Here is a 25584-nt window from a genome sequence, read left to right as displayed (position 1 = left end):
TTACCAATCGGAACGATAGAAATGGGGTCGATGGAGCTTGGAGCTGTATTTTCTCGGGACGGGCGCCGGTATGCCCTCCAAAGAGCGGAATGTCACCTCCGTCATGCTGAATCTGCTTGCGGAACGAAACGTCTATTGGATGTTCGACTGCGGGGAAGGGACGCAGCACCAAATATTACGGGCGCCGGTCAAAATCAGCAAGCTGGAAAAGCTGTTCGTTACCCATCTGCACGGCGATCATATTTACGGTCTTCCAGGGCTCATGTCGAGCCGCTCGTATCAAGGCGGGGATACGCCGTTCACCATTTACGGGCCGACAGGCATCCGGGAGTTTGTAGAAACGTCGCTGCGGGTCAGCGATTCCCATCTTGGGTACCAGACGGACATTGTGGAGTTTCAAGAAAAGACGGAATTCGTGGTGTACGAGGATGAGCAATTCATCGTAAAGGCGGCTCCTCTGGTTCATCGGGTTGACAGCTACGGCTATCGCATTGAAGAAAAGCCGCAGAAGGGGAAGCTCGACGCGGCGAAACTGAAGGAGCTCGGCGTCGCTTCGGGACCGCTATATGGAAAAATCAAGAAAGGCGAGACCGTTACTCTGGAGGACGGCACGGTGCTGGAAGCCAGCCGCTTTATCGGCCCTCCCGTTCCCGGCCGGATCGTGACCATTCTTGGCGATACCCAGCCTTGCGAGCATGCCGTCACGCTTGCACGCCAGGCAGATGTGCTGGTGCACGAAGCGACCTTTGCGGAGGACCGCAAGGAGCTTGCCATACAGTATGATCATTCCACGGCGATGGATGCGGCACGCACTGCCCGGGAAGCGGGGGCCAAAATGCTGGTTTTGACCCATATCAGCTCCCGGTATCAGGACGCGGAGGTCGAGCGGCTGCGGGAAGAAGCGCGAACGGTTCATGATGAAACTTATCTTGCGCACGATCATTTTCGTTTGGACATCCCTATGCGAAAACCTTCGCCGGCTGTCGGTGGAACGGCTCCGCTGTAGGAAATGAACCGCATAGCATCGCCGGTATGACAAAAACCTCCGTTCCTTACATAGGTCTGCAAGGAACCGGAGGTTTTTGTATCCTACCCTGTTGACGGCCTGCAACTATTGTTGATTTTCTGCCTCGTCTTTAATTTCCGAGCGGAAGGCGTCCAAGCTTTCGCGGCGGCGTTCGTTTTTAGACGCGATTTGCTCCCGTTCCTGCGGGCTGATTTCATCGGCATGCTCGCTCAAATAATCTTCGGCTTCATTCAGGTTTTCAATGGTGTGGTTGATGTTTTTTTGCAGATGATCCACGTTGTCGGCACGGTTGTCCGGTTTAGCCATAGTCCCATCCAACTCCTTTATTGTAAAAGTATGGCGCTTGGATAGCGCACCATCTTTACGGTGCCACTGTCCCTGCCGGAATATGCATGAACGCATCGTATTTGGTATCCTGCGGAACGGGCTGATATTTTTGGGGAGAAGGGAGGCGGCTCCTGATGCGCGGTTTTGCCATCTTGCTCGGTTTTTATTTGCTGGGAACGATTTTGCAGCTGGGCTTGCAGCTTCCGCTTCCGGCGAATGTTATCGGTTTGATTTTGTTTACGGCCAGTCTGTTTCTAAAGTGGGTCAAGGTGGAATGGGTCGAGGAGGCCGGGAGCTTCTTGATCAAGCATATGCTGCTGCTCTTTGCGCCGATTGTCGTCGGGACGATGGTGTTTTTTTCTTGGATCGGGGAGCAGGCATGTACCATTCTGGTCAGCTTGTTTGCCAGCACGTTCGGAGTGCTGCTCGTGACGGGATGGACGGCCAAGCTCCTTGGCGGCGGACGCGCACGGAAGGAGGGGGATCGTCGTCATGACGTTCCGTGAATGGACGGAGCAGCCGCTGTTCGGCATCGCCTTGACGGTGCTGGCCTATGCGGTTGCGCTCGCGCTTCAGCAGCGCTGGAAAGCGCTTCATCCTCTGCTGACGTGCTCGGCGCTTGTAATCGTTTTCCTGTTGGCCATGAACGTGCCTTACGAAGCCTACCGAAAAGGCGGAGACTATATTGTGTTCCTGCTCGGTCCTGCGACAGTAGCGCTCGGCATCCCGCTGTATAAAAACGCGCAGCGAATCCGCAATGCCCTATTGCCGATCGCTGCAGGCATTACCGTCGGTTCCATCAGCGCATTGCTGCTGTCCGCAGGACTCGTATGGGTGCTCGGAGGCAGCCGCGAGCTGCTTGTGACCATGATGCCCAAATCGGTCACTTCGCCGATTGCGCTTGAGATTTCGCGTCAAGCGGGAGGGATTCCCGAGTTGACCGCCGTGCTGACCGTTCTGACAGGCTTGATCGGAAGCATGTTCGGACCGGGGCTGCTGCGGTTGGCCGGCGTGCGTGACGATATCTCGATCGGTACTGCCATCGGCACCTCGTCACATGGCATCGGCACGGCGCGGATCATTCGCGATTCGGAGCTGGCGGGCAGCGTCAGCGGCTTCGCGATGGGCGCTGCGGCGATTTTGACGTCGCTGCTGTTTATTCCGCTGTATTTATGGTTGCGGTAATGTTCAAAGCAAAATTTTATTGGAGCCGTTCTGCCGAACGGTTCTTTTTTGCGCCGGAAAGCCGGACAAGCCGGGCGAAGCCTTACAAAAGCTTTACACCGCGAAAACGCTATCCTAATAATCGTCTGCTACCTAAAGCTGTAACTTTCATCCCATCAACCTTTACTTGGAGAAAGGCGTGTTGACGATGATCCGACTAGCAGCAAGTCAAGCCGCAAGCGAGCCGTCCATCTTAACCGTAAAGCTGGCGGATACCGACTTGGAAGTGGAGCAGGCACTGCGTTTAAGGTACCAGGTTTTTGTGGAAGAAGAGAAAAACATGCGGATGCGAACCGAGAACGGATTGGAGCGGGATAGCTACGATGATTATTGCGATCATCTGATCGTCAAAGATTTAACCACTGGAGAAGTTGTCGGCACGTACCGGCTGCTGCCGGGAGAGCGGGCGAGCTCGGGCATCGGATTCTACTCGGAGACCGAATTCGACCTGCACGCGTTCGATTCGCTGAAGCGACAGACGCTGGAGCTGGGGAGAAGCTGTATCGCACCGGCTTACCGCGGAAGCAGAGCGATCCAGATGCTATGGGAAGGTATTGCCGCGTATATGACCGAGCTGGGCTATCGCTATTTGATCGGCTGCGCGAGTGTGCGTCTTCCGAACTTGGAGGAACTGAATCTGATCTACACGATGCTTCGCAGCAAGCAGGTCATCACGGAGCGGTACGGCGTCCGTCCGTTGGAAACGCACCGGATTCGGGGGCTGCGAACGGTCGAATCTGAGCTGACCGAGAAAGAAATTTTCCGCTTGCTGCCGCCGCTGATGAAGGGCTATCAATGGCTTGGGGCGGAGATTGGCGGCGATCCGGCGTACGACAGCCTGTTCGATACGATAGACTTTTTTATCGTGCTGGAAAAGGACCGGATCACCCGCAGATATAAGAAGCATTTCTTAAAAGGCCAGGGGGTGGGAGCTTGTACGAATGGATTGCCAAAGTGACCGCGGACCGGCAAGCATGCGAGCGTTGGGCGCGGAGGTGCGGTCTGCTGCCGCGAAGCGTAATGGCTGCGCTGTGCCGACTGGTGGCTCTCCTCCTGTACAGTTGCGCGGGTCCGGGCTTGAGACGCAAGGTGCAGGGCAATATGAAGGAGCTTTTGCCGGAGCGGTCGGCTCAGCAGATCAGGAAGGCAGGGCTTCGCTATACCGAAAATGTCATATTTGCGCTTTATGAAATTTTGCTGGAGTCGCACAGGCTGCCGGGCAGCGAGAAATGGCGGTTCCGCACGGAAGGGGAAGCGCACCTGGAAGAAGCGCTGCGACTAGGCCGCGGTGCGATTGTCTATACGCCGCATGCGGGTAACTTTTTTTACTACTACTGGTATTTATGCCAGAAGTACTCGTGTCTGACCGTGGCCACCGGTGGCAGCCCAGAACTGCGGCCGCTGTATTTGAAGTTTCTGGACATGGGCTGTCCGGGGCTCGATTATGATAATACGCCGCCGCTGGAGCTGCTTCGTAAGCTGCGGAAGCATTTGCAGGCGGGGGGCGTCGTCTTTTTGCTTGGAGATTTCTGGCGTCCGACGTTTCCGCCCGCCCGTTTCTTCGGCCGGATGACGCGTACGCCCGAGGGCGCTTCGACGCTGTCGATCGAGCAGCGCGTGCCTATCATTCCGTTCAGCGGGTGGCGCGAGCGCGGATGGGTACACCGGATGCGGTTTGAAGCCCCGCTGTACCTTTCCTCTTCGTTCACACGGGCGACGCGGGCCGAGGCGACGAATGTGCTGAACCGCTTCATGGAACGGGTCATTCGGGAGCGGCCCGAACAGTGGTTTTATTGGTTTAACGCCGAGCAGCGCTGGGAAAGCGAGCAAAGCGGGGCAGGGCCTCGTACAGAGCCGCGAAGGACGCATACGGCGTGACAAGCGAAGGAGGCCTAAAGCTGCATGGATACCGGAAGTCATCTGTTGTTTGGCGCTACATTGGCAGGTCTGGCTATGCTTCAGCCTGAAGTGGCTCAAGAACCGGCGCTGCTGCATGCGGTGCTGGCGGCCACGTTGATCGGTTCGCATGCGCCGGATTTCGATACGATTGCCCGGATTGGGGGCTATGCCGCATACATCCGGCTGCATCGTGGAATGACACACTCGCTTCCTGCGATGCTTTTATGGCCGCTGGCGATTTCTGTACCGATCGCTTGGGGATTCGGGGTATGGGAGCACGAGCCGCTTGTTTTCGCCTGGACGTTGGCTGCCGTCGTTTTCCACGTGTTTCTGGATTGGCTTAACGCCTACGGCGTTCAGTGCTTTCGTCCGTTCTCGCAGCGCTGGCACCACCTCGATGCGCTCCCGTTGTTCGAGCCGGTGCTGTTTGGGACGCATGGTGCAGGTTTGGCCGTATGGCTGGCGACGGGGTTTAATCCGGGATGGATGTTTTTGTGGATTTATTTGTTTACATTTATGTACATCGGAGGGCGCCTGCTTCATCACCGGGGCGTAGTCCGTTTCGTAAGAAAGCGGCTTGGGCTGGAAGGGATATGCCACGTCGTCCCGAGTCTGCACTGGTTCCGCTGGCAGTTTGTGCTTGAGAGCAGCGATGCTTTTTATACGGGAACCGTTCATGGCAAGGAGCTGACGATCGAAGATACTTACGCCAAACATACCGAGGGCGGCATGGCTGTAGAGGCGACCCGTGCGGTTGATGGCGTGCGGGCGTTTTTGCATTTTGCGCAGCGTGTGCATGTCACTTGCACCGAGAGGCAGGACGGCTATGAGGTCCGATGGCGGGATATGCGGTTTTGGCACAATCACGAGCTCCCCTTCGGGGTCGACGTAACGCTCGACCGGGATTTTAAGGTCGTTAGTCAAACGCTCGGCTGGAGGAAAAAAGCGTGGGACCCGCCGTATGTGTAAACCCTGCTGGGGATTGTCGAAATGTGACGAAAACGGTCGGGCCTCAGGTCCGCAAAGCTGCGAAGCGTGATTTGCCCGAGCCATAATCGGCAATACGGCTATGCCCCGAGGTATGAATAAAAATCGATCGGGTTAGAATAGTTCCAGTAAACATCCAAGCATGGGGAGGTTGACGGAATGGATTTTACAAGCCAGGATATCGCCGTAATCGAGCAGGCGCTGCAGCTTGCCATTCGGTCGCAATCAAGCGGCGCCAAAGCCCGGCCGTTCCAGGAAGTGCTGGGCAAGCTCCAGGTGAGCGCAAACGCGGCCATGAGCTCGGCTTCGATTCATAAGGTGTCCATGCATGACGGCATCCGGTTCGACTACGATGATTCCTCCGACGTGCTCTAAGTTGATCGATGCGTTTAGAGCGATTGGGACCGGCCGGTCCGATGGGCGGCAGGCAAAGGCTTTTCTACTCGACTGCCGCTTGGCATTTTCTCTTAAGATGAACCCCTTCCTAAAATGCTCGCACTCTCCCCCCCAAGATCGAATGGCTCCCTTTAAAGCAAAGCTTTGCTGCGAAAAGCTTTTCCCGGGAAAGCGCAGGATACGACATGCTTTCTTCAAGCTTCAACACCGCTCCGGCGCGTCATTCCGATACCGTTCGACTTTGCTCCGATAAGAAAAGAGATTGTCACGCGAACATGCATTCGATATAATGGAAGGAACGTTACCGTCAAAAGGAGCTGCAGTTATGAACCGTTTGACTGGCAAGGTTTCTTCCATCGAAGAAATGATCGATCTGATCCGCTCGTCGTCCGAGCTGATGTCCCAGGTGACTTACTGGCATACGATTCCGCCGCGGGAAGGGCGGTACGAGTCATTCCCGGAAGGCTTGCACGCAGGGCTGCGGGAAGCCTTGCTCGCCCGGGGCATCGGACAATTATATACACATCAAGCCCAATCGTTCCGCGAAGTAAGCGCGGGGCGCCACGTCGTGGCCGTGACCCCGACGGCGTCGGGCAAGACGCTGTGCTACAACCTGCCGGTACTTGAGGGCATTTTGAAAGATGAGAGCGCTCGGGCGCTTTATTTGTTTCCGACCAAAGCACTCGCTCAAGACCAGGTGGCCGAGCTTCAAGAGCTGGCGAACGCCATGGGCGCGGACATCAAGACCCATACGTACGACGGGGATACGCCGCCGACCGTTCGCCAGGCCATTCGCAATGCCGGGCATATCGTCGTTACGAATCCGGATATGCTGCACTCCGCGATTTTGCCGCACCACACGAAATGGGTAAAATTGTTTGAGAATATAAAGTTTATTGTCATTGACGAGGTTCACTCTTACCGCGGCGTGTTCGGCAGTCATGTAGCGAACGTGATCCGTAGGCTGAAGCGGATTTGCCGTTTTTACGGCTCGAATCCGCAGTTTATTTGCGCTTCGGCGACGATCGATAATCCGAAGGATCATACGGAGCGGCTAATCGGGGAGCGCGTATCGCTTGTCAACGACAACGGTGCGCCCGCGGGAGAGAAGCACTTTGTCTTCTACAATCCCCCCGTCGTCAACCAACAGCTTGGGATCCGCAGGAGCAGCGTGCTGGAGACGAGAAAAATCGCCGCGATGCTGCTGCGCCAAGGCATTCAAACGATCGTTTTCGCGCGAAGCCGCGTGCGGGTCGAAATTTTGCTTACCTATTTGCAGGAGCTGGTCGCTCACGAGCTGGGCACGAAATCGATTCGCGGCTACCGCGGAGGCTATCTGCCCAAGCTGCGGCGCGAAATCGAGCGGGGGCTGCGCAGCGGGGAGATCCGCGGCGTTGTCAGTACCAATGCGCTCGAGCTCGGGATCGATATCGGGCAGTTGCAGGCTTGCGTGCTGAACGGCTATCCCGGCACGATCGCGAGCACGTGGCAGCAGTCGGGCCGCGCCGGGAGACGGCAGGAAAGCTCCGTGACGTTCCTCGTGGCGAGCAGCAATCCGCTGGATCAATACATGATCCAGAACCCCAGATTTTTTTTCGAGCGTCCGCCGGAGCGGGCGCTGATCGAGCCGGACAACCTCATCATCCTGGTCGACCATGTCAAGTGCGCCGCCTACGAGCTGCCGTTCGAAGAAAACGAGCAATTCGGCGGAGAATCCCTGCATGATATTTTGGAATTTTTGACGGAGGAACGCATTTTGCATCGTGTCAAAAACAGGTGGCACTGGATGGAGCAGTCGTTTCCGGCGCATGACATCAGCTTGCGTTCGGCCGCGCAGGAAAATTTCATCATCATCGATATGACGAATGGCGCCCGGGTCATCGGCGAGGTGGACCGGTTCAGCGCCCCGACGATGATTCACGAGGAAGCGATCTATATCCACGAAGGCGTGCAATATCAGGTGGAAAAGCTCGATTACGAGGAGAAGAAGGCTTACATACGCGAGGTCGACGTCGATTATTTTACGGACGCCAGCTTGGCCGTCCAGTTAAAGGTGCTGCATGTGCACCGGGAGGCGATTGACCGGGGGCTCAAGCGGCAGTTCGGCGAAGTGACCGTGAATGCGAAGGCGACGATTTTCAAAAAAATCAAGCTTCGGACGCACGAAAATATCGGATCGGGGCCGATCCATCTGCCGGAAGAGGAGCTGCATACGAGCTCTTACTGGTTTACGTTCGACGACGAGATTGCCGCAGGCATGACGGTCAACGATATGCAGTTTGCGCTGCTGGGGCTGGCGAACGTGCTTGTGCACATCGCGCCGCTTTACTTGATGTGCGATCCGCATGACATCCGGGTTGTTCCGCAGGTGAAGGCGGTGCATAACAAGCAGCCTACGATATTTTTCTACGACCGTTACCCGGGCGGCGTAGGGCTCAGCGAGCGGCTGTACGAAGTGCATGGAGAACTGCTCGCCGAAGCGCAGCGCCTGATTTCGTCGTGCGGCTGCTTGAGCGGCTGTCCGGCCTGTGTCGGGCCGATTGAAGAAGTCGGGCTGACCGGGAAGCAGCTGTCGCTCGGGCTGCTGAAGCAGCTGGAGGCCTCGCGATGAGCTCGCTCAAGGAAAGGCTGCTGCGGCACAAAAAGTCGATTTCGGGTACGCAGGAACGCGAGGAAGAAGTCAAGATTCAAACGTCCGCGGGAGAGGAGCCGCCGGGGCCGAGCGAAGAGGCTCGGGAGATCGCTGGAGAAAGCGGGCAGGCGTCCGCGGTCGAGTCTGACGAATGGGCGGTTGTCGGCGCGGCTATGGAGCAGACGGAGTGGGGCGAATTCGTTATTCGCCGCCGCACGTACGAAGCGGGGTTTCTTCACGGGCAGTATGAGCTTGGCCGTTTATCGTCCTGCGCGGAGGAGCTGCTTACGCTATTGGAGCCGACAGCCGGCAGTGCCGCGGCGGATCGTTCGGACGCTCCGTTCCATGAGCGGCTGCTCTTTCTGGATACCGAGACGACTGGTCTGGGACATGGCGCAGGCAACGTGCCGTTTATGGTCGGAGTCGGATTTTACCAAGGCAACCAATATCATATCGAGCAGATGCTGATCCGGCATCCCGGCGAAGAGTCGGCGATGTTGGCCTATTTGGAGCAAAAGCTTGCCGCGCATCCGGTGTTAATCTCCTATAACGGCAAATCGTTCGATTGGCCGATTGTTAAAAACCGCTACATTATGAATCGGCTGGAGCTGTCCGCCGAGCCTGCAGGGCACATCGATTTTTTGCATCCGTCCCGCAGCTTGTGGAAGCATACGCTCCCATCGTGCCGACTAGGGAAAGTAGAGGAAGAACGGCTTGGCGTCAGGCGGGAGGAAGATGTGCCGGGCTCGCTTGCGCCGACGCTTTATTTTCAATATTTGGCGCAGCGCGATCCTTCCGTTTTGGAAGGCGTGTTCGTGCACAACGAGCTGGATGTGCTGTCGCTGGCAGGCTTAGCGGTTCATTTTGCCTGCTTGCTGAACGGTTCCTACGATTGGTCCCGCGCCAGAATATTCGGGTTAGAGGAGTGCTTTCGGCTCGGCCTGTGGCTCGATAAAATCGGTCGAAGCGGCATGGCTGACACGGTGATGAACGCTCTCGCCGAAGAGCTTCTCGCTGCGGACGAGCTTGCCTCCGAAGAGCCGTGCCTGCTGCCGCTTGCGCAATTTTGCAAGCGCCGGGGACGCTATACGCAAGCCTGTTCGCTCTGGAGCCGTTATATCGCCCTGAAGGGCGGACGGGCGACAGCTTCGCTGGAGCCTTATATCGAGCTGTCCATGTACTACGAGCATAAGGAAAAGGAGTGGGAGCGCGCTCTTGCCTATGCCCAGGAAGCGCTGGACCACCTCTGGCGGCGTGACGCCTTAAAACGGAGCGGAGAGCGTAAAGCGTCCGTACACGGCGGCAACCGGGCAAGGGAAAAAGAGGTGCGGGAGGAGGATTCCGACGCCGTCAGCCTGCGCAAGCGAATCGAACGACTGCGGCGAAAAGCGTTTTCTGCCGCTAGTGCAATGCATGCGACGGGTGCGATTGGGCGGGAATCGTCCGATTCTTCGCTGTCGACGAAATCGAGCGCCCGGTCGCGGGCAAAGCGATCCGCAGGGTCGGTTGGTCCAGTTCCGGCATCAGCTCCGGCTCAGGCGGCAGAGCCCGTTATGGCCCGCGTTCCTCAGTCGACAAGAAAAAGAAAGTCCGGCCTGTCTGAGGCGGAACAGCTTTCTATGCCGCTGTAAGTATATTTTCGCTTCTGGGTGGAAATACATGGTAAGATCATGATCCGAAAGGAGCAATGACGATGCCTGAACTACCCGAAATGGAAAATTACCGTAGGCTGCTTAGCGAGCGAATTATAGGCCGGACCGTGACGGATACCGAGGTCGCACGAGAAAAATCGATTAACGTGACGCCCGAGCGATGGGCACAGGAGCTTATCGGTCAGTCTGTTTCCAGCATTGACAGGAGAGCGAAGCATCTGCTGTTTCGTCTAACGTCAGGCAACGTTCTGGTGCTTCATTTAATGCTTGGAGGCATGATGTTCTACGGCAAGGGAGAGGAAAAGCCCGACCGGTCCGTTCAAGTGCGGCTCGGCTTCGGAGATTATCACTTGTTTTTTATCGGGCTGCGGCTCGGTTATTTGCATCTTCATAATCCGTTGGAAGTCGATGAGCTGATGAATAAGTTCGGTCCCGAGCCGTTCGATCCGGAGCTGACGCCTGACCGCTTCGCCAAGCGTCTGCGCATAAAAGCTGGTACGCTCAAAAGCAACCTTGTCGATCAAAGCGTCTTTGCGGGCATTGGCAACTGCTATAGCGATGAAATCTGCTATCAAGCGGGTCTCCTGCCCTCCCGGCGTCCCAACGCGCTGTCCGACGAAGAGCTTCACCGCTTATATCGCTCGATGCGCGAAGTGCTGACGGAAGCGACTCAGGGCGGCGGGTACATGGAAATGCCGCTATTCGTTGGCGACTTGCTTACGGGCGGCTTCGACAGCCGCTGCCGGGTTTACGGCCGCGAAGGAGAACCGTGCTTGCGCTGCGGCAACCCGATTGCCAGACGCGACGTCTCGTCCAAAAAATCGTTCTGCTGTCTTGTCTGTCAGAGGTGAGGGGGCGTTGACCATGCGTTTCGGCTGTCATATCAGTATTCGGGGCGGTTATGCGGAAGCGGCGAAGACGGCGGTAAAGCTTGGAGCCCAGTCGTTCCAATATTTTCCCAAAAATCCGCGAAGCCTGACCGTAAAGTCGTTCAACCGCCAGGACGCCGAGCAGTGCGCCCGATTTTGCCGCGAGCGCGGCCTGCTCAGCATTGCTCACACTCCTTATCCGACGAATCTTGCCGTAGGCCCGGGCGAGCTTCGGCAGGCGACGATCGCCTCGCTTCGCAACGATCTTGAAATTGCGGACGCGTGCGGCTCGGTCGGCGTCGTGGTCCATTTTGGCAAATATAAAGGGGAAGACCCGTTACAAGGCTATAAAAATATTATACAATGTATCAATGAAGCGCTTGCTGGCTATACGGGCCGTTCGCTGCTGCTGATTGAGAACCAGGCGGGCGAAGGGACCTCCATGGGGACGACGCTTGAAGAGCTCGTGCAGGTGCGGAATCTTTGCGCTTATCCGGGGCTTGTGGGCTTTTGCCTCGACACCTGCCATGCTTTTGCCTCGGGCTTATGGCCCTCCTCTCGGGACGGATGGCCGGAGCTGGAGCGGCATGCGGTAGCGACGGGTTACTTGCGGCACCTCCGGGCCATTCATCTGAACGATTCCGTGTATCCGCGGGGCGCGCATAAAGACCGGCATGCCATGATCGGCCGGGGCGAAATCGGAGAAACCGGATTCGCTTCGCTGCTGCGTTCGACTGTGCTCAAGTCGATGCCCGACCTTCCGGCGGTGCTTGAAACGCCTGTCCTGCGGGGGAGCACGCACGCTTCGGAGATTCGATATGTCAAGGAGCTGAGTGAAGGGTGATCCACGTTTATTTGGACGATTATCGCGCTTGTCCGAAAGGCTTCGTACCTGCCCGTACCGTGGACGAATGCTTGCTGCTGCTGCAGGAATGCGAGGTGGACGTGCTTTCGCTCGACTACGACTTGGGCTGGGGACAGCCCAACGGGATGGACTTGGTCCGGACGATGGCAAGCGCCGGTTTATTTCCGCAGCGCATTTATTTACATACGTCGAGCGAGGCGGGCCGTCAGCAAATGTTTCAAATGCTGTATGCGAGCAAGCCGGAACACGTCCGGCTGACGAACGGTCCGATGCCTCCCGGGCTGCTTGCGGAAATTTCCGAAACTGTACAAGAATAGGTTGTGAATTAAACATGACGATGGTCTTATCCTTGCAAGATATTCATTTTATCCGCGAAGACCGGCATATTTTGTCCGGGGTCAATATCGATATTCGTCAAGGGGAGCATTGGGTCGTGCTCGGCCGGAACGGCTCGGGAAAAACGACGGTTCTGGAGCTGATGAACGGCTACGAGTTCCCTACCCGGGGCAGAGTGCAGGTGCTTGGAAATACATACGGGCAATGCGACGTCCGCGAAGTACGCAAGCAGATCGGTTACATCAGCCAATCGCTCTATGAGAAATTAAATGCCGGGGACCCGGTGTGGGAAGTGATTGCCACCGGCGAATTCGGTTACTTGCGTTTCTATGAAGAAATTCCGCAGGCGGCCCGCGAAAAGGCGATTGCCATGCTGGACAGGGTGAAGCTTGCCCATCTGGCCAATCAGCCGCTTGGTACGCTATCGCAAGGCGAGCGGAAAAAAGTGATGCTGGCTCGCGCTTTAATGACCGATCCGTCCATTCTCATTATGGACGAGCCTTGTTCTGGCCTCGACCTGTACGAACGTGAACGGCTGCTTGAAAATGTCAACGTGCTCGGCGGCCAGCAAATGACTGTCGTTTATGTTACGCATCACATCGAAGAGATCGTACCGCTTTTCACGCACGTTGTGCTGATCGAGCAGGGACGCATTATTGCTTCCGGCGCGAAGCGGGAAGTGTTGACCGAGGAAAATTTGGCAAAGGCGTATCAAGTGCCGATCCGGATCGAATGGTCCGGAGAGCGGCCTTGGATTAAGGTGCTATGATGAACGACTCGACATTTATCGGCACGTCCAACCGGGGATTCGCCCAGCAGGCGCAAGAAGAGCTTCGGCGTCTGCTAGGGCCGTCGGTTAAATTCGAATGGCTGGCTCCGGGCGAAGTGTTCGCATTTACATCCCAATTTGAGCGCGGCGATACGATTGACCGCATTTTGGCGCAGGAGCCCGTGTTTCTGCGGCACATGCAGCCGGTCGACGCGGAGCAATCGTGGGACGGTACTTTTGATCAGACGATTCACCATATTCGTGAGATGCTTGCCCCGGCGGGAACGTCGCTGAAGCAGATGGACATAGCGGTACAAGCCAGAAAAGCAGAAGGGGAAGCTTTAGCGAACCTATCTCTGCCGTCGGTGCGCTCTTCCATTGACGAGATGCTGGCAACGGTATACGAGGCGAATCCGGTATCGCGCGAGGCGGACCTGATCCTTTCGCTGTATTTTACGGAGGCTAAGCTATATTTCGGGTTGTCCCGGCCGCAGGACAATTTGTCCGACTGGTCCGGCGGCGCCATCCGCTTCCGCAAGGAGGAGGGACAGGTATCCCGAGCCAAGTTCAAGCTGTTGGAGGCGGAGCACACCTTCGGCTTGGATTTGTCGCAGTACCGGGCGGCACTCGATATCGGGGCGGCGCCGGGCGGGTGGACGTCGCTGCTGCTGGAGCGCGGACTTCGGGTAACCGCGGTCGATCCGGCCAAGCTGGATGCGACTTTGCTGCGTCATCCGCAGCTTACGTATTTTCAGAAAAAGGCGGATGAGGTTTCGTTTGCGGCGAACGCATTCGATCTGCTCGTATGCGACATGAGCTGGAGTCACCGTCAAATGGCCAAGCTTGTCCGGGGACTGTTGGGTGCCCTGCAACCGGGTGGAACGGCTATCATCACGGTGAAGCTGATGCATAAGAAGGCGTTTCAAACGATTCGCGAAGTGGTGAGCGATCTGGCACCGGAGCTGGAGCTGCAGCAAGCGAAGCAGCTTTTTCACAACCGCGAGGAGCTTACGCTGTTTTTAATGAAACAAGGGTGACCGGTTTTTCTGACAATGCGTGCCGAGAGGAGTCTGCGAATGTCGGATGCGATTTATTGGAACGACTTGTTTTCCAAGCTGAGGCCGGAGCAGGTTAAATACGATAGGTGGCTGGAACCGTTCATAGGACGTCTTGATCCGTCCGAGGCGGGCCCCATTTTGGATCTTGGCTGCGGCGCGGGGAACGATACGATGTATTTAACGGAAAAAGGTTACTCCGTCATTGCTTGCGACCGTTCGGCCGAAGCGCTTATGCTGGTGCAAAAGCTCGTGCCGCAGGCCAAGACGGAGCGGCTTGATCTGCTGCGGCCGCTGCCGTTTCGGGACGGTTCGGCTCGGGCGGTGGTCTCGGATTTAAGCCTCCATTATTTCTCTTGGAGCGATACCGGGAAAATTGTCGCGGAAATTTCCCGGGTGCTTGAGCCGGGCGGGCAGCTCTGGTGCCGGGTCAATTCGACGAGGGACTTCGAATATGGCGCCGGACAAGGAAGGCTGGTCGAGGCGAATTATTATGAGCTGGACGGGAAGCACAAGCGTTTTTTCGACCGTCCGCAGTTGGAACAGTTGTTTCAGGAATGGCAAGTCTCGTTTTTACAGGAGCAAACGATGGATCGCTATGACAAACCGAAGGTGGTCTGGGTGCTGGCAGCAACCAAGCCCGGCTTTCGTTAGTCGGCGCTACAACGGGGCAAGACGCATAGATAGGGGGCAGTCAAAACGGAAACGTAATTTTTGCCCGGGACTCTTGCGCTTCCCATTTTTTATGCTATAATACGGTTAATTGCATATTTACAAAAGCGGAAGCACCGCTGACCAAGGAATGGATTTCCTGTCAGTGTGTGCTTTTTTTGTGTTTCTAAGGGGGAATTGGAAGCATGTGATCTATGAATCGCAGGGAAGAAGTATCGAAGTAAATGGAAATACCGCGGCAATAAGCTTGATGCACAGATGCGAAGGAAGGGGGAGCGCCGGTGGCTCAAATTATGCTGGTGCTGTTGGACGCGGATGCTTATTTTGGCGAGATGCTCTCCGCCTATGTCCGCTCGTCCGAATATGCGGAACGGTTTAGTATACGTGTATTTACGTCGATGGACGATGGGGTCCGCTTTGTAGAACAAACCAAAGAACCGCTGATCATGATGGTGCACGAATCGCTTATGCCGCTGCCTGAAGCCGTATTCGGGCTTAAACCGGGGTGTACAGTCATGATCAGCGATTCGGCAAGAGAGGGCGGGCTGCTCGAATATCCGGTTATGTTCAAGTACCAGCCGTTGGATAGGCTGTTATCGGCGATTACCGCGCATTACAACGAATTTTGTGCAGGAGAACCGCTGCGGGGGAACCGGGGAGCGAGAACGGTAGCCGTTTATTCGGCTGTCGGCGGGGCTGGAAAAACGGTAACGGCCGTTCATTTGGCGTACCAGCTCGCCCAGCAAGGAGAGCGCGTCTTCTGTTTGGGACTTGAGCTCCTCCCTTCCAGGGCCTGGTATGCCCAGGCAGGAGCTGAGGAAACGGAATCGTTTTCCCAGCTTTTATACTATGCCAAGACAACCCCAACGCTTATTTCTTCCAAGCTGGAAGGGCTCAAAAGGAAACATCCCGACTTCAAGTTCGACTATGTTCCTCCGTCGATGCATCTGAAAGAACTGGCGGAGATGGAAGCGTCCGATCTGAAGCACATTTTGCAAGGGATTGAAGGTACGAGGATGTACGACCGTATCGTAATCGATTTGGATTCGGCGCCGCATGTGGCGACAAGGGAGGCGCTTCAAGAGGCCGATCTTGTTCTATGGCTGCTGTTGGACGACTGCGTACATTTGAGCAAAAACGCCGAACTGCTCCGAAGCTGGACTGCCAGGGAGCGAGCGTCAGACTGGCTGCATCGGGTACGTTTCGTACATAACAAAAAAGCCGGACAGACGGCGAACCGCTTCGAAGCGTATGGGTTTGCACAAAGCAGCGAACTGCCTTTCGTCCCCGAATGGAAAGGCGTTGGGCGGGTGGAGGATATGATGTCGCCGGCCTTTGCCTTGGCTGCTTCCGGCTTGGTTAGAGCCGGCGGGGAGGGTTCGCGGTACAGATGAGGGACGTCACCGTAAAGCAGTTGATCAAACAGCGTGTTCAGGACAGCTTGGATTATGGAAATGCCTTGTCGGACGAGCAGCTCATAGAGCAGATTGAGCAAATCGTGTTTGCTTACTCCAGGGAATCATTTTTGACTGCGGGACAAAAGCAGACGTTGGTGCAAGAGGTGTTTCATTCGTTCCGCGGGTTGGACGTGCTCCAGCCGCTCGTCGACGATCGGACGATTACTGAAATAATGATCAATTCCCATGATCAGATTTTCGTTGAAAAAGACGGCCGCGTGCTGGAGACGGATATCCGCTTTGAAAGCAGAGAGAAGCTGGAAGATACGATTCAAGCGGTCGTCGGACGGGTCAACCGGATTGTTAACGAGTCGACTCCGATCGTCGACGCCCGGCTTGCGGACGGCTCCCGCGTCAATGTCGTCCTTCCGCCGATTGCGTTAAAAGGTCCGGCGATGACGATCCGGAAGTTTCCGGAACACCCGCTGACGCTGGACGATCTGATTGCACGTCAGGCGCTCTCGCGTGAAGCGGCGGATCAGCTTATCCGCTTTGTCAAGGCGAAATACAATTTGTTTATCGGAGGGGGAACGGGCTCGGGGAAAACGACATTTCTCAATGCGCTGGGACAATATATTCCGCCGGAAGAGCGCGTCATTACGATCGAAGATTCGGCCGAGCTGCAAATTCGCGGCGTGCCGAACCTCGTTAGCCTCGAAACCCGCAATGCCAATACGGAAGGAAAAGGAGGAATTACGATTCGCGATTTGATCCGGTCGTCGCTGCGGATGCGGCCGAACCGCATCATTGTCGGGGAGGTTCGGGGGGCGGAAGCTTTGGATATGCTGGCAGCTCTTAATACTGGGCATGAGGGATCGTTATCGACGGGGCATGCGAATTCGGTTCAGGATATGCTGAGTCGCTTGGAGACGATGGTCTTAAGCGGTGCCAGCCTGCCTGTCGAAGTTGCGCGCAAGCAAATCGCATCGGCAATCGATGTCATGATCCATTTGACCCGTCTTCGCGACCGTTCCAGACGGGTGACGGAAATTACTGAGGTAATAGGGGTCGACGAAGGGGAGGTGAAGCTCAATCCGCTATACCGGTTCGTGGAAACGGGCGAAACGTCGGATGGCAAAGTCATCGGGCAGCTTGAGCCGACCGGGAATGAGCTGGCAGGGACATGGAAGCTGGAGATGGCAGGCCTGATCTAACGGATGAAAGGGGGAGGATATCAAACATGAACAAATCGGCTTTCGGCCGTTTGCGCGCCTTTGCGGGGTTGTCTTTCGGCACGAAACCGGCGCCTGCGGCTTCCAAAGCAAAGCTTCCGGATTATAACGAATATCAACTGACATGGGGACAAAAGACCACCGCTATCTTTTGCGGCGCAGCCGTCATGGCGGGGATAGCTATGGTGTTTTACAAAAATCCTTTGATTGCCGGACTGTTTGCCTTAACAGGGCTTTATTACCCCGTCATGCGGCGGAAGGCCATCATAGCAAAAAGGAAGGCACAGCTTAAACAGCAGTTCAAACAAATGCTTGCTTCACTGGCCTCTTCCATGGGGGCCGGCCGTTCGATCGAATCGTCTTTTACAGAGGCGCTTGACGACCTGCGGCTGCTGTATCCCGACGCCGGTGCGATGATTGTGTGCGAGCTAGAACTGATCATCTGGCGGCTGCAAAACGGTGAAACTGTGGAGGCATGTCTACTTGACTTCAGCCGTCGGGCTCATGTCGACGAGATCGGCCAGTTTGCAGACGTATTCGTGATATGCAAGAGGACGGGCGGCAGTCTGGTTCAGGTCGTTCGGCGAACGGCTGTCATGATTCAAGAAAAATTGGATATCGAGCAGGACATCCAGGTGACACTGGCCCAAAAAAAATTCGAATCCAAAGTGCTCACGGTTGCGCCCGTCATTCTCATTGCAGCACTCGCTTGGATGACGCCGGATTATATGGAACCGCTGTATCAAGGCGGAGGCCTGCTCATCATGACCGGTGCTCTTGGGATATTGTTCGGCTGCTTTGCCTTGGCACAAAAAATTATGGATATAAAGGTGTGAAACGAATTGTGGATGCTCGCACTATTGCTGTTGGAGCTGTCGGCCGTTGCAGGTGCAGCTTGGGCAGGATTTCCAAAGTATGCTCCGTGGGCGCGCGACGATCGAGGTCTTTCGCGTTCGGATGCGTTCTATTGGCTCGCCCCGGCAGGCTTATGGTTCATGGACCGGACGAAGCTTGCCGATCGATTATCCGAGCCGCTCGGCAAGGTGCATCGCATTATGATAGGACTACACGGAGCGAAACCGGCGCTCTCGGAAACGAAATGGTTTGCAGCCAAAACGCTTATTATCGCATACAGCCTGCTTATTTTTAGCACCTTGGCGGGTTTGGCTGCCGGAGAAGCCGAGATGCTTGTTTATAGCCTGCCATTGATGCTTTTTGTTCCGTTTCTACTGTACAAACAAGCGGCCGCGGAGCTTAAACGGAAGAAACAGTCCATCTTGATTGAGCTTCCGGAAGTATTGAACCAACTGATGCTGTTGGTTGGTGCGGGCGAAACGGTACCGCAGGCTCTGGTACGAATTGTCAATGGCAAAGAAGCTGTCAGCAGTCCGTTAATGGCCGAATTGAAAGAAACCGTTCACGCCCTTAAGGTGAACGTGTCTTTTTCCAAAGCGATGGAGGACTTCAGCAAGCGGTGCGCAATGCAGGAGGTTTCGCTGTTCACGACAACACTGTTGTTGAACTATAAGCGGGGTGGCGACGAGCTGGTACTGGCCTTGAGGGAACTGTCCGTCAACCTGTGGGAGAAGCGTAAGGCGCTTGCCAAGACGCTTGGTGAGGAAGCGGCGTCCAAGCTGGTATTTCCAATGGTCATGATATTTTTCGTCGTCATGGTTATGGTGGCGGCGCCTGCTCTAATGATGATGAACTAACCGAGAAACAGACATATCGTCTTATGACAATAGAGGAGGAAAAAGGAATGGAAGTCTTGAAAACGGCGTGGTATCGGTTTTGGAAAGAAGAAGACGGGCTCGGTACGCTTGAGATTTTGTTAATCATTGCAGTGCTTCTTATTATTGCGATTGCCTTCCGAAAGTGGATCACGAAGTGGATGGAAAGCTTATTTAACGATGCAAGTAAAGAAATAAAGGATTCCAAAAATGTAAATATCGATGACAGCAAGTTAGGCACGCCCTAACCTTGGTCTGCCAACATGACACAGTTCATGAGCTTTATCTATAAACGGCCGTTCGTTATAACGGTGCGCCGTTTCTTCGACGGTCATTCCGGTCAATTTACGATTGAGGCGTCCCTGACGCTGCCTATCATTTTAATCGCGACATTGCTGCTTATTTTCTTGTCGCTGTTTGCCTATCAGCAAGCTTCCGTTCATTATACGGCTGCATTGACGGCGGACCGGACGGCTTATATTTGGGACAACAGCAGGAAAGATCCGGTCACCGGATCGGTTGGGCTGGGACAAACGGATGGCTTGTATTGGCGACTGACGAACGACCATGTGATGAATTTGTTCAGCTTTTTGCTCCCTATTGCTCCCGTATCCGTTCAGCTTCCGACATCCGGCCCAGTAACAGGTCAAAGCGGTCCGGCAGGCAAGCTGTCCCGGGCCGCAGGCAGCCTGCCGGAGCAGCTACGAGGAGAGATTGATTATACGAATCATGGTTTTTTGCGTTACATTCGCGTCGCCTTGGAAAAAAAGTTTCACGTTCCTTCCTTGGCACGTAAATGGTGGGGAAAAGAAGCTGATGTGGAAACTTCGTCCCAATCCTATATCATTGACCCGATCGAAACGATCCGGCTGACAGATCTGACCCGAACTTTTATTGGTGAAATCCAAGGACGAATCAAGCCGAAGGATGCGCTGAAAGCAATGGTCGACCCGAAGACCTCGGTCAAGGAACCGGTAAAAATCACCTCCGAAAGTGAAGCTGCGGAGCATTTACGTGGTTTGGTTGGCGGGGGAAGTAAGAAATTTAATGTTACCCCGGAAACCGTCCGGGTTGTCGATGCCTTGGACGCTTCCGGCGTGGGGCATCAAGCCTATTACACCTTTAATGAAAAAAATTTGCGGGAGCAAATGGCAAAAGACGTGGAGCTGCTGAAGCAGGGCGTTCAAATTAAAGGCGTGGTATGGCATTTTTTCAAGCTGTCGAAGAACGATAAAGTGAAGCTGTCCCAAGGGTTAAAGCGCGAACTGGAACAAAAAGGAATTGTTGTCGTCTTTCACGAGTAACGGAATCGAGGAAATCCGGAGGTGCATTTTTGAGGAGGTTGCTAAAGCTATGGAAGGAGCAAAGCGGTGCCGTATCGATCTATCTGATCCTAATTCTTGTTCCTCTGTTTCTGCTGTGCGGGCTGCTGATTGATGTCGCAAGGTGGAAGACCGCGGATAAGGAGGCCGAGAATGCCGTAAAATCCGGGGTTCGCTCGACGCTTTCCGCTTTTTCTCCGGAGCTGGCAGCCTATGGCTTGTTTGGTACGGATCTGACCGGCACCAAGGGGGATGAGATTTTCAAGCAAACGGTGGCCGGCAATTTGTCCGGCGAGGCGGAGCCTGGTCAATTCCGTTTTATAGATCAGCGTTTGGAAGAGGATTCGGTCAAGGTAACACCGATTTACGCCTTATCCAGTCATACGATCTTCAAGCAGCAGATATTGGAGGAGATGAAATACCGGGCTCCGATGATTTATACGCTTGAACTGACCGACAAATTCAAAAAAACAGGGCTGGATGTTCAGTTGAATCAAGCTTCGAAATTCGCCGAAAATGCAGTCAAAGTAGAAGAGTTGCTAGAGGAACGTGATCATAGGCTGGACGAAGCTTGGGAGGCCTTTCGAGCGATACGCCAAAAATCTGAAGTGCTGCATCCGCATTACGATACGCAGCTTCGCGATTTGAACGCACTAAGTGAGAAAATCGGCATCCATACGCTGGACAATATACGAGCCTCGTTGCAGTCGGCGCAAGCTACGCTGAAGGCGCTAAACGACCAAATCAAGCAAATCGACGGTTCGATCATGTCATTGATTCAAGGCGGCATAGGTGCCGCCGATTCGATCCGGCAGCTGAATCAGACGAAAAACGAATTGCAGCTTCAAGCGACGGAAGCGGCGCAAAAAGTAGCGGAGCTTCAACAGCTTTTGGACGATTTTACCAAATATGCCGCTCTGCTCGGATTATTGAAAGGCGAGGCTGTGCTTGACGATGCGGCGCTTTCCAAACATAAGGATGCGTTCTTGGAAGCGATGAAGTTGGCTAAAAAAGCAAACGATGACTTGAATGCCGAAATCAGCAAGGTTCGGCAGCAAAACGGTTCGGGTCAGCCGTTAAAGGCCGAGGATGTCTTCAATTTCGTGCATTTCATTGACCGCGTGGAACTAGAACAGTGGGAAGCGGGAGTAGGGACGGCCGTAGCCCAATTTTCCAGCGTACGGGTTCAACTTGAAGACAACCTCATGTTTACGAAGCAAAAATACTCTACGATAACAACGGCGTTGAACGGATTTAAAACGGCTGTGGATGAATGGCACGCCAAACAAAATAAGGTGCAAACCGAGCGTCAGAACAAAAACAAAGCGACGGCAGCGGCTAAGCGGGAGCAAAGGGCTAAAGCGCAGCCGATTCTGGACGAGTTTCGGCGGACAATCGGCAGCTGCACTCTTGTATCGAATGTCGATCCGTATGAGGAAAGCTACCGCAAGCTCCAGGGCGATCCGAAGACGGCGGGCAGTAAAGGTTTCTATCAGTCGTATTTGGAAATGAACCAAGCTGCCGGGGCAATTTCTCCTGTGACAACTGTTAACTTGAAAACACCGGATCAGGCCGGGTCCAGCTCGTTGAAGCTGGTCTCTGCACTGGAAGGTCTGTTGACGGAGGTGCGGGACGAGTTTTACATCGATGAATTTGCAGTCAGCAAATTCAGCTACCGGACGCTTGGTCTGGAAAAGGATGCCTTCGGCCGGCCCAAAACGTCCAAGGAGCTATCCAATCCCGCAGGCCATGAATTAACCAATCAGGAAATCGAATATTTAATTTACGGCTCGAATACTTGCAGCGGCAATTATTCGTCGGCTTATGCGGAAATGTTCGCCGTACGGCTTGCGATTGGAACGACCGAAGCGCTGCTTGAGCCCCGCAACGAAGTGCTCGCCGCCGGATCGCCGCTTCTGGTCTTGCTGGCTGCGGTGACGGAAGGCGCAATTCGGGCTCAAGCGGACATGATGAAGCTCGTTCAAGGCGAGCAGGTCCCGCTGTCCCAGAAACTGAGCGGAGTAATGACGCTGGGATATAAAGATTACTTGAGATTATTCCTGCTGCTTCATAGCCGTGAGTCCGTTTTGTTGTCCCGGCTGCAGGCGCTGATCGAATTGAACACGAAACAGAAGCTTTATCAAATGACGACGTATGTCTCGGGAGGTGTTTCAACCTCGTACCGGCTCTGGTTTTTACCGGCTATCATGAAGCTGGTGGGGAAAAGCGGGTTCTCCGGTTGCGAGGTAAGCGGTAACCGCTGCCGGATGACCAGAACGGCAGACTTTACATATTAGGAGGCCAGTATGTTGCGATGGACGAAAGAGCAGAGAGGAAGCATCACTCTTGAAGCGGCGCTCGTGCTGCCCTTTTTTCTGGCATTTCTTCTTCTGCTGATTGCGTTTATTCGCGTATCTTTGGCTGAGATGGCGCTGCAGTCTGCCGTCTCGGAATCGGCTAAAGTCATTGCTGCAAACATGTACCCGGTCGAGCTGCTGTACCGACAAGGGCAAACGCGATGGCAGAACAGCCAAGCCAGCGCTTGGCTGGGTAACGTGGTTACTCAACTGGACACGGCCAGACAAACGGTTATTGATTCCGAACAATTCGTGGAGGACTACGGCAAGTGGATTCCTGAGCCTGTGGTTCGTTTGGTCGCTTGGGAAAAAGAGCGAAGAGAACAGCTGGAAGCGCTTGGCAGCTCGGCAAAGGACGAGGCGAAGAAAAAGGTGGAACAAAAGGTTGCCGAAGCGGCAACGCCAATGATTGCATCGTTTGCCGATATGGGAAGCCTTGATCGGCGAAAATTCAAAGTTACCTCTTTTCATTTTCCAAACTTTGACGACCGGGAGAAGGCTTATGTTGCTATCGAAGCGCAGTATGAGTATACATTCGCAGTACCTTTTTTTAAGAAAACCGTCATACTTCGAAAAAAAGCGCAGGAGCGCGCATGGATAGGGGGATAAGCATGCTCGGTATTTGGTTTGCTGCGGTAATGCTGGCCGTTGCGTTCGTTACGGACATCACGAAACAAAAAATTCCAAATTGGCTCACCGTGACGGGAGCAATCTCCGGATTGATTTTTCATTTGGCTACGACCGGTTGGAACGGGCTGGCGTTTTCCGCTGCGGGACTAGCCTGCGGCTTCGCTCCGATGCTTGCCCTGTATGTGCTGCGTGCGGTAGGGGCTGGAGACGTAAAGCTGTTTGCTGCGCTGGGAGCCTTTACCGGTGCGGTGTTCTCTCTCTATGCCATGGCAGCTTCACTCATATGCGCCGGACTGATTGCGCTGCTTGTGCTTTTATGGCGCAGCGACGGCGTTCAACGGCTGACCCATGCAGGATTTTTGCTTATTCAGCTCGCTGCATTCCGCAAGCTGTCTGTACTGAAGTCCGATCCCGCATCCGACGGCCGACTCCGTTTTCCATTCATGTGGGCAGTGCTGCCGGGTGTCGTAATTACGATCATGCAATGGGAAGCATTTGGCATTTAACTTGATCAACGGAAAATAAAAGGAAGGGAGAATGACATTGGACCAGCAGCTATACGGTCTGAAAGTCGATTTCGACAACCGGAACGGTCATTTCATGGTACTTTCTTCATCGACCGGGATGAAGCAGCAGGACCTCTCGAATTTTCAAGTCAATATGCTGTCGGCTAACCGGATTCCGCGGCTGCTAGAAGTTCAGGTAGAGGCAAGAAACGGAGATGTATGCTTGTATTATGGCATTACCGGGAAAAGAATGCTCAGTCACTGGCTGCGAATGGAGAAGCTTTCGCTGGGCCAATATTATGCGCTGCTGCTGCATATTGTCGAAGTGCTCGACGACAGCAAGGTATACATGCTTCAGCCCGGCAGATACGTCCTAAAGGAGGAGTACATATATTGCGGAGCCGGTTTTCATGATTTGTATTTAACTTATATCCCTAAGGAACATTTGGAGGGGAAGGAATCGGTTTCTTCGGATCTCCAACATCTGGCGTCGCGTTTGATTCATCGGGTAATCGAGCTCCGGGGCAGCGGATTTCAAGAGTTGATGCGTTATTTTCAAGAGGAAGCTTTCAATTTGCCCGAGCTTAAGCAGTTGCTCTTGAAGCAGATCGGTCTTTTGCAGCATGCGTCGCCTGCGGGATCAGAGCTGGCGGGGAGGACGGCTCCGCCGCAGCATTTCAGAGCTTCCGTCCATCCGGAGTCTGCGTTATTTCATAGTCCGGAGCAGCCGTTCAGCGACACCCCAAGAGCGGTTCGCAACGAGTATTCGGTGTATGAGCCGATTGGTGGACAGGTACCGGTATCGTCCCCGCCTCAGCCTTCGACGGAGCCTGGAATATCCAAGACCGAAGCAGTACCCAAAGCGAGGCCTGAATTACGTAGGAAGCAATTGTTCGTTATTTTACTTACCTTGCTCGCTTCGTGCCTTGTTTGGAAAATTTATCTTGACGATCCTGGCGATACCATGCTCTGGATGTGTATCGGTTTGACGCTGATCTTTACGGCGGGAGCATTGGTGGTGTTTCTCAGAATGGCAAAGGCTTCATTCGAGGTGTCGAAACAGGGTGCACCGGGATTGTTCTTCGAGTCCGACAACGAAAAATGGCCTGAGCCGGATAGCGGGGGCCAGGCAAGCTTTATGAGCCGCGTCGGTTTGGCGTCGCCATCGCCGGTTGGCTTTGCCGCTCCGGGAGATCCGGTTATGCCGGACGTCGGACGTCCCAAGGAGCCGGACCCTATTTCTTCTCCGGCGGCCCCACACAACCAATTTCCGTATGGGGAGTCGCTGTCATACGAAACGCCGCCCCAATCCTCGGAACTGTTAATGCGAACAACGCTGCTTGCGCCGCAGGACGCAACGGTCTTTCTAGGCAAAGCGTCACGCCCTTCGGAACGTTCATGCGCATGCTTGGAAGTTTGCCGCAACGGCGTCAGGGAGCAAATACAGCTTCATAAAAACAGCTTCGTCATCGGACGCGCCGGAGCGGGTGCGGATTGGACCCACGAGGAAGCGGGAGTATCCCGATTGCATGCCGAATTTGTTAAGGATGACGAAGGCTATGCCGTCAAAGATTTAGGGTCGCGCAACGGAACAACCGTTAATGGCGAATCTTTGGTGCCTTATCGGGTGCATCGGTTGAAGGAAGGTGATATAGTTAAGATCGTATCGATTGAATTTACATTTAAAATGGGGTTCTGAC

At 54.6% G+C, this 25584-nt stretch carries 26 protein-coding genes; 25 read left to right on the top strand and 1 reads right to left on the bottom strand.

What is annotated here, in order from left to right; all coding sequences use genetic code 11:
• Positions 1 to 37 precede the first annotated feature (37 nt).
• A complete protein-coding gene (gene rnz / locus PEH01S_RS09210; RefSeq protein WP_127484984.1) occupies positions 38 to 1006 on the top strand; it encodes a ribonuclease Z in 969 nt (322 codons plus the stop codon).
• Between the two features lie 105 nt (positions 1007 to 1111).
• Here the strand turns inward: rnz and tlp are convergent, their stop codons facing one another.
• Positions 1112 to 1333, bottom strand: coding sequence for a small acid-soluble spore protein Tlp (tlp, locus tag PEH01S_RS09205; RefSeq protein ID WP_025844342.1), 222 nt, complete (start codon positions 1331 to 1333; stop codon positions 1112 to 1114).
• A gap of 155 nt (positions 1334 to 1488) precedes the next feature.
• Here tlp and PEH01S_RS09200 point away from each other — a divergent pair, with 155 nt between their 5' ends.
• From PEH01S_RS09200 to PEH01S_RS09085, 24 genes are all read left to right on the top strand, one after another.
• Positions 1489 to 1860 carry a CidA/LrgA family protein gene (locus PEH01S_RS09200; protein ID WP_127484982.1) on the top strand — a complete coding sequence of 124 codons (372 nt, stop codon included), beginning with the start codon at positions 1489 to 1491 and terminating at the stop codon, positions 1858 to 1860.
• Positions 1847 to 2539: an LrgB family protein gene (locus PEH01S_RS09195; RefSeq protein ID WP_025844345.1), complete on the top strand. Its 693-nt coding sequence runs from the start codon at positions 1847 to 1849 to the stop codon at positions 2537 to 2539. Before PEH01S_RS09200 ends, PEH01S_RS09195 begins: the two co-directional genes overlap by 14 nt.
• Positions 2540 to 2726: 187 nt before the next feature.
• On the top strand, positions 2727 to 3536 hold the full coding sequence (locus PEH01S_RS09190) for a GNAT family N-acetyltransferase (protein ID WP_127484980.1): 810 nt from the start codon (positions 2727 to 2729) through the stop codon (positions 3534 to 3536).
• A complete protein-coding gene (locus PEH01S_RS09185; RefSeq protein WP_127484978.1) occupies positions 3512 to 4456 on the top strand; it encodes a lysophospholipid acyltransferase family protein in 945 nt (314 codons plus the stop codon). The genes PEH01S_RS09190 and PEH01S_RS09185 overlap by 25 nt, the downstream gene beginning before the upstream one ends.
• A gap of 24 nt (positions 4457 to 4480) precedes the next feature.
• On the top strand, positions 4481 to 5446 hold the full coding sequence (locus tag PEH01S_RS09180; RefSeq protein WP_127484976.1) for a metal-dependent hydrolase: 966 nt from the start codon (positions 4481 to 4483) through the stop codon (positions 5444 to 5446).
• A gap of 177 nt (positions 5447 to 5623) precedes the next feature.
• Positions 5624 to 5839, top strand: a complete 216-nt coding sequence (locus tag PEH01S_RS09175) for a hypothetical protein (RefSeq protein ID WP_025844353.1) — start codon at positions 5624 to 5626, stop codon at positions 5837 to 5839.
• Between the two features lie 346 nt (positions 5840 to 6185).
• Positions 6186 to 8471: a DEAD/DEAH box helicase gene (locus PEH01S_RS09170; protein WP_127484974.1), complete on the top strand. Its 2286-nt coding sequence runs from the start codon at positions 6186 to 6188 to the stop codon at positions 8469 to 8471.
• Positions 8468 to 10123 (top strand): ribonuclease H-like domain-containing protein, encoded by a 1656-nt coding sequence (locus PEH01S_RS09165; RefSeq protein ID WP_127484972.1) that lies wholly within the window; start codon positions 8468 to 8470, stop codon positions 10121 to 10123. The genes PEH01S_RS09170 and PEH01S_RS09165 overlap by 4 nt, the downstream gene beginning before the upstream one ends.
• A 62-nt stretch (positions 10124 to 10185) precedes the next feature.
• Positions 10186 to 10995, top strand: coding sequence for an Fpg/Nei family DNA glycosylase (locus PEH01S_RS09160; protein ID WP_025844357.1), 810 nt, complete (start codon positions 10186 to 10188; stop codon positions 10993 to 10995).
• Between the two features lie 13 nt (positions 10996 to 11008).
• Complete coding sequence (locus PEH01S_RS09155; RefSeq protein WP_025844359.1) at positions 11009 to 11857, top strand: deoxyribonuclease IV; 849 nt, start codon at positions 11009 to 11011, stop codon at positions 11855 to 11857.
• On the top strand, positions 11854 to 12195 hold the full coding sequence (locus PEH01S_RS09150) for a cyclic-phosphate processing receiver domain-containing protein (RefSeq protein WP_025844361.1): 342 nt from the start codon (positions 11854 to 11856) through the stop codon (positions 12193 to 12195). The genes PEH01S_RS09155 and PEH01S_RS09150 overlap by 4 nt, the downstream gene beginning before the upstream one ends.
• 14 nt (positions 12196 to 12209) lie before the next feature.
• Positions 12210 to 12983, top strand: coding sequence for an ABC transporter ATP-binding protein (locus PEH01S_RS09145; RefSeq protein ID WP_025844363.1), 774 nt, complete (start codon positions 12210 to 12212; stop codon positions 12981 to 12983).
• Positions 12983 to 14020 (top strand): SAM-dependent methyltransferase, encoded by a 1038-nt coding sequence (locus PEH01S_RS09140; RefSeq protein ID WP_025844365.1) that lies wholly within the window; start codon positions 12983 to 12985, stop codon positions 14018 to 14020. The genes PEH01S_RS09145 and PEH01S_RS09140 overlap by 1 nt, the downstream gene beginning before the upstream one ends.
• Positions 14021 to 14059: 39 nt before the next feature.
• A complete protein-coding gene (locus PEH01S_RS09135) occupies positions 14060 to 14692 on the top strand; it encodes a class I SAM-dependent methyltransferase (RefSeq protein WP_025844367.1) in 633 nt (210 codons plus the stop codon).
• Between the two features lie 299 nt (positions 14693 to 14991).
• Positions 14992 to 16104 carry an AAA family ATPase gene (locus tag PEH01S_RS09130; protein WP_025844369.1) on the top strand — a complete coding sequence of 371 codons (1113 nt, stop codon included), beginning with the start codon at positions 14992 to 14994 and terminating at the stop codon, positions 16102 to 16104.
• Positions 16101 to 17321, top strand: coding sequence for a CpaF family protein (locus PEH01S_RS09125; protein WP_025844371.1), 1221 nt, complete (start codon positions 16101 to 16103; stop codon positions 17319 to 17321). The genes PEH01S_RS09130 and PEH01S_RS09125 overlap by 4 nt, the downstream gene beginning before the upstream one ends.
• Positions 17322 to 17347: 26 nt before the next feature.
• Complete coding sequence (locus PEH01S_RS09120) at positions 17348 to 18175, top strand: type II secretion system F family protein (protein ID WP_127484970.1); 828 nt, start codon at positions 17348 to 17350, stop codon at positions 18173 to 18175.
• Between the two features lie 12 nt (positions 18176 to 18187).
• Positions 18188 to 19051: a type II secretion system F family protein gene (locus tag PEH01S_RS09115; protein ID WP_127485025.1), complete on the top strand. Its 864-nt coding sequence runs from the start codon at positions 18188 to 18190 to the stop codon at positions 19049 to 19051.
• A gap of 47 nt (positions 19052 to 19098) precedes the next feature.
• Positions 19099 to 19317, top strand: coding sequence for a Flp1 family type IVb pilin (locus tag PEH01S_RS09110; RefSeq protein WP_127484968.1), 219 nt, complete (start codon positions 19099 to 19101; stop codon positions 19315 to 19317).
• A gap of 27 nt (positions 19318 to 19344) precedes the next feature.
• Positions 19345 to 20373, top strand: coding sequence for a hypothetical protein (locus tag PEH01S_RS09105; RefSeq protein ID WP_174807115.1), 1029 nt, complete (start codon positions 19345 to 19347; stop codon positions 20371 to 20373).
• 29 nt (positions 20374 to 20402) lie between these two features.
• Positions 20403 to 22688, top strand: a complete 2286-nt coding sequence (locus tag PEH01S_RS09100; protein ID WP_246062853.1) for a hypothetical protein — start codon at positions 20403 to 20405, stop codon at positions 22686 to 22688.
• Between the two features lie 9 nt (positions 22689 to 22697).
• The gene (locus PEH01S_RS09095) at positions 22698 to 23357 is read left to right on the top strand and encodes a TadE/TadG family type IV pilus assembly protein (RefSeq protein WP_127484966.1); all 660 of its coding nucleotides are present in this window, start codon (positions 22698 to 22700) and stop codon (positions 23355 to 23357) included.
• A 2-nt stretch (positions 23358 to 23359) separates the two neighbouring features.
• Positions 23360 to 23884: an A24 family peptidase gene (locus PEH01S_RS09090; RefSeq protein ID WP_025844380.1), complete on the top strand. Its 525-nt coding sequence runs from the start codon at positions 23360 to 23362 to the stop codon at positions 23882 to 23884.
• Between the two features lie 31 nt (positions 23885 to 23915).
• Positions 23916 to 25583 carry a DUF6382 domain-containing protein gene (locus PEH01S_RS09085; RefSeq protein WP_127484964.1) on the top strand — a complete coding sequence of 556 codons (1668 nt, stop codon included), beginning with the start codon at positions 23916 to 23918 and terminating at the stop codon, positions 25581 to 25583.
• Position 25584 lies beyond the last annotated feature (1 nt).

The organism is Paenibacillus ehimensis NBRC 15659, assembly GCF_004000785.1.
Lineage (GTDB): Bacteria > Bacillota > Bacilli > Paenibacillales > NBRC-103111 > Paenibacillus_G > Paenibacillus_G ehimensis.
Note: the sequence above shows the minus strand (reverse complement) of the source record. Positions and strands in the feature narration are given on the sequence as shown.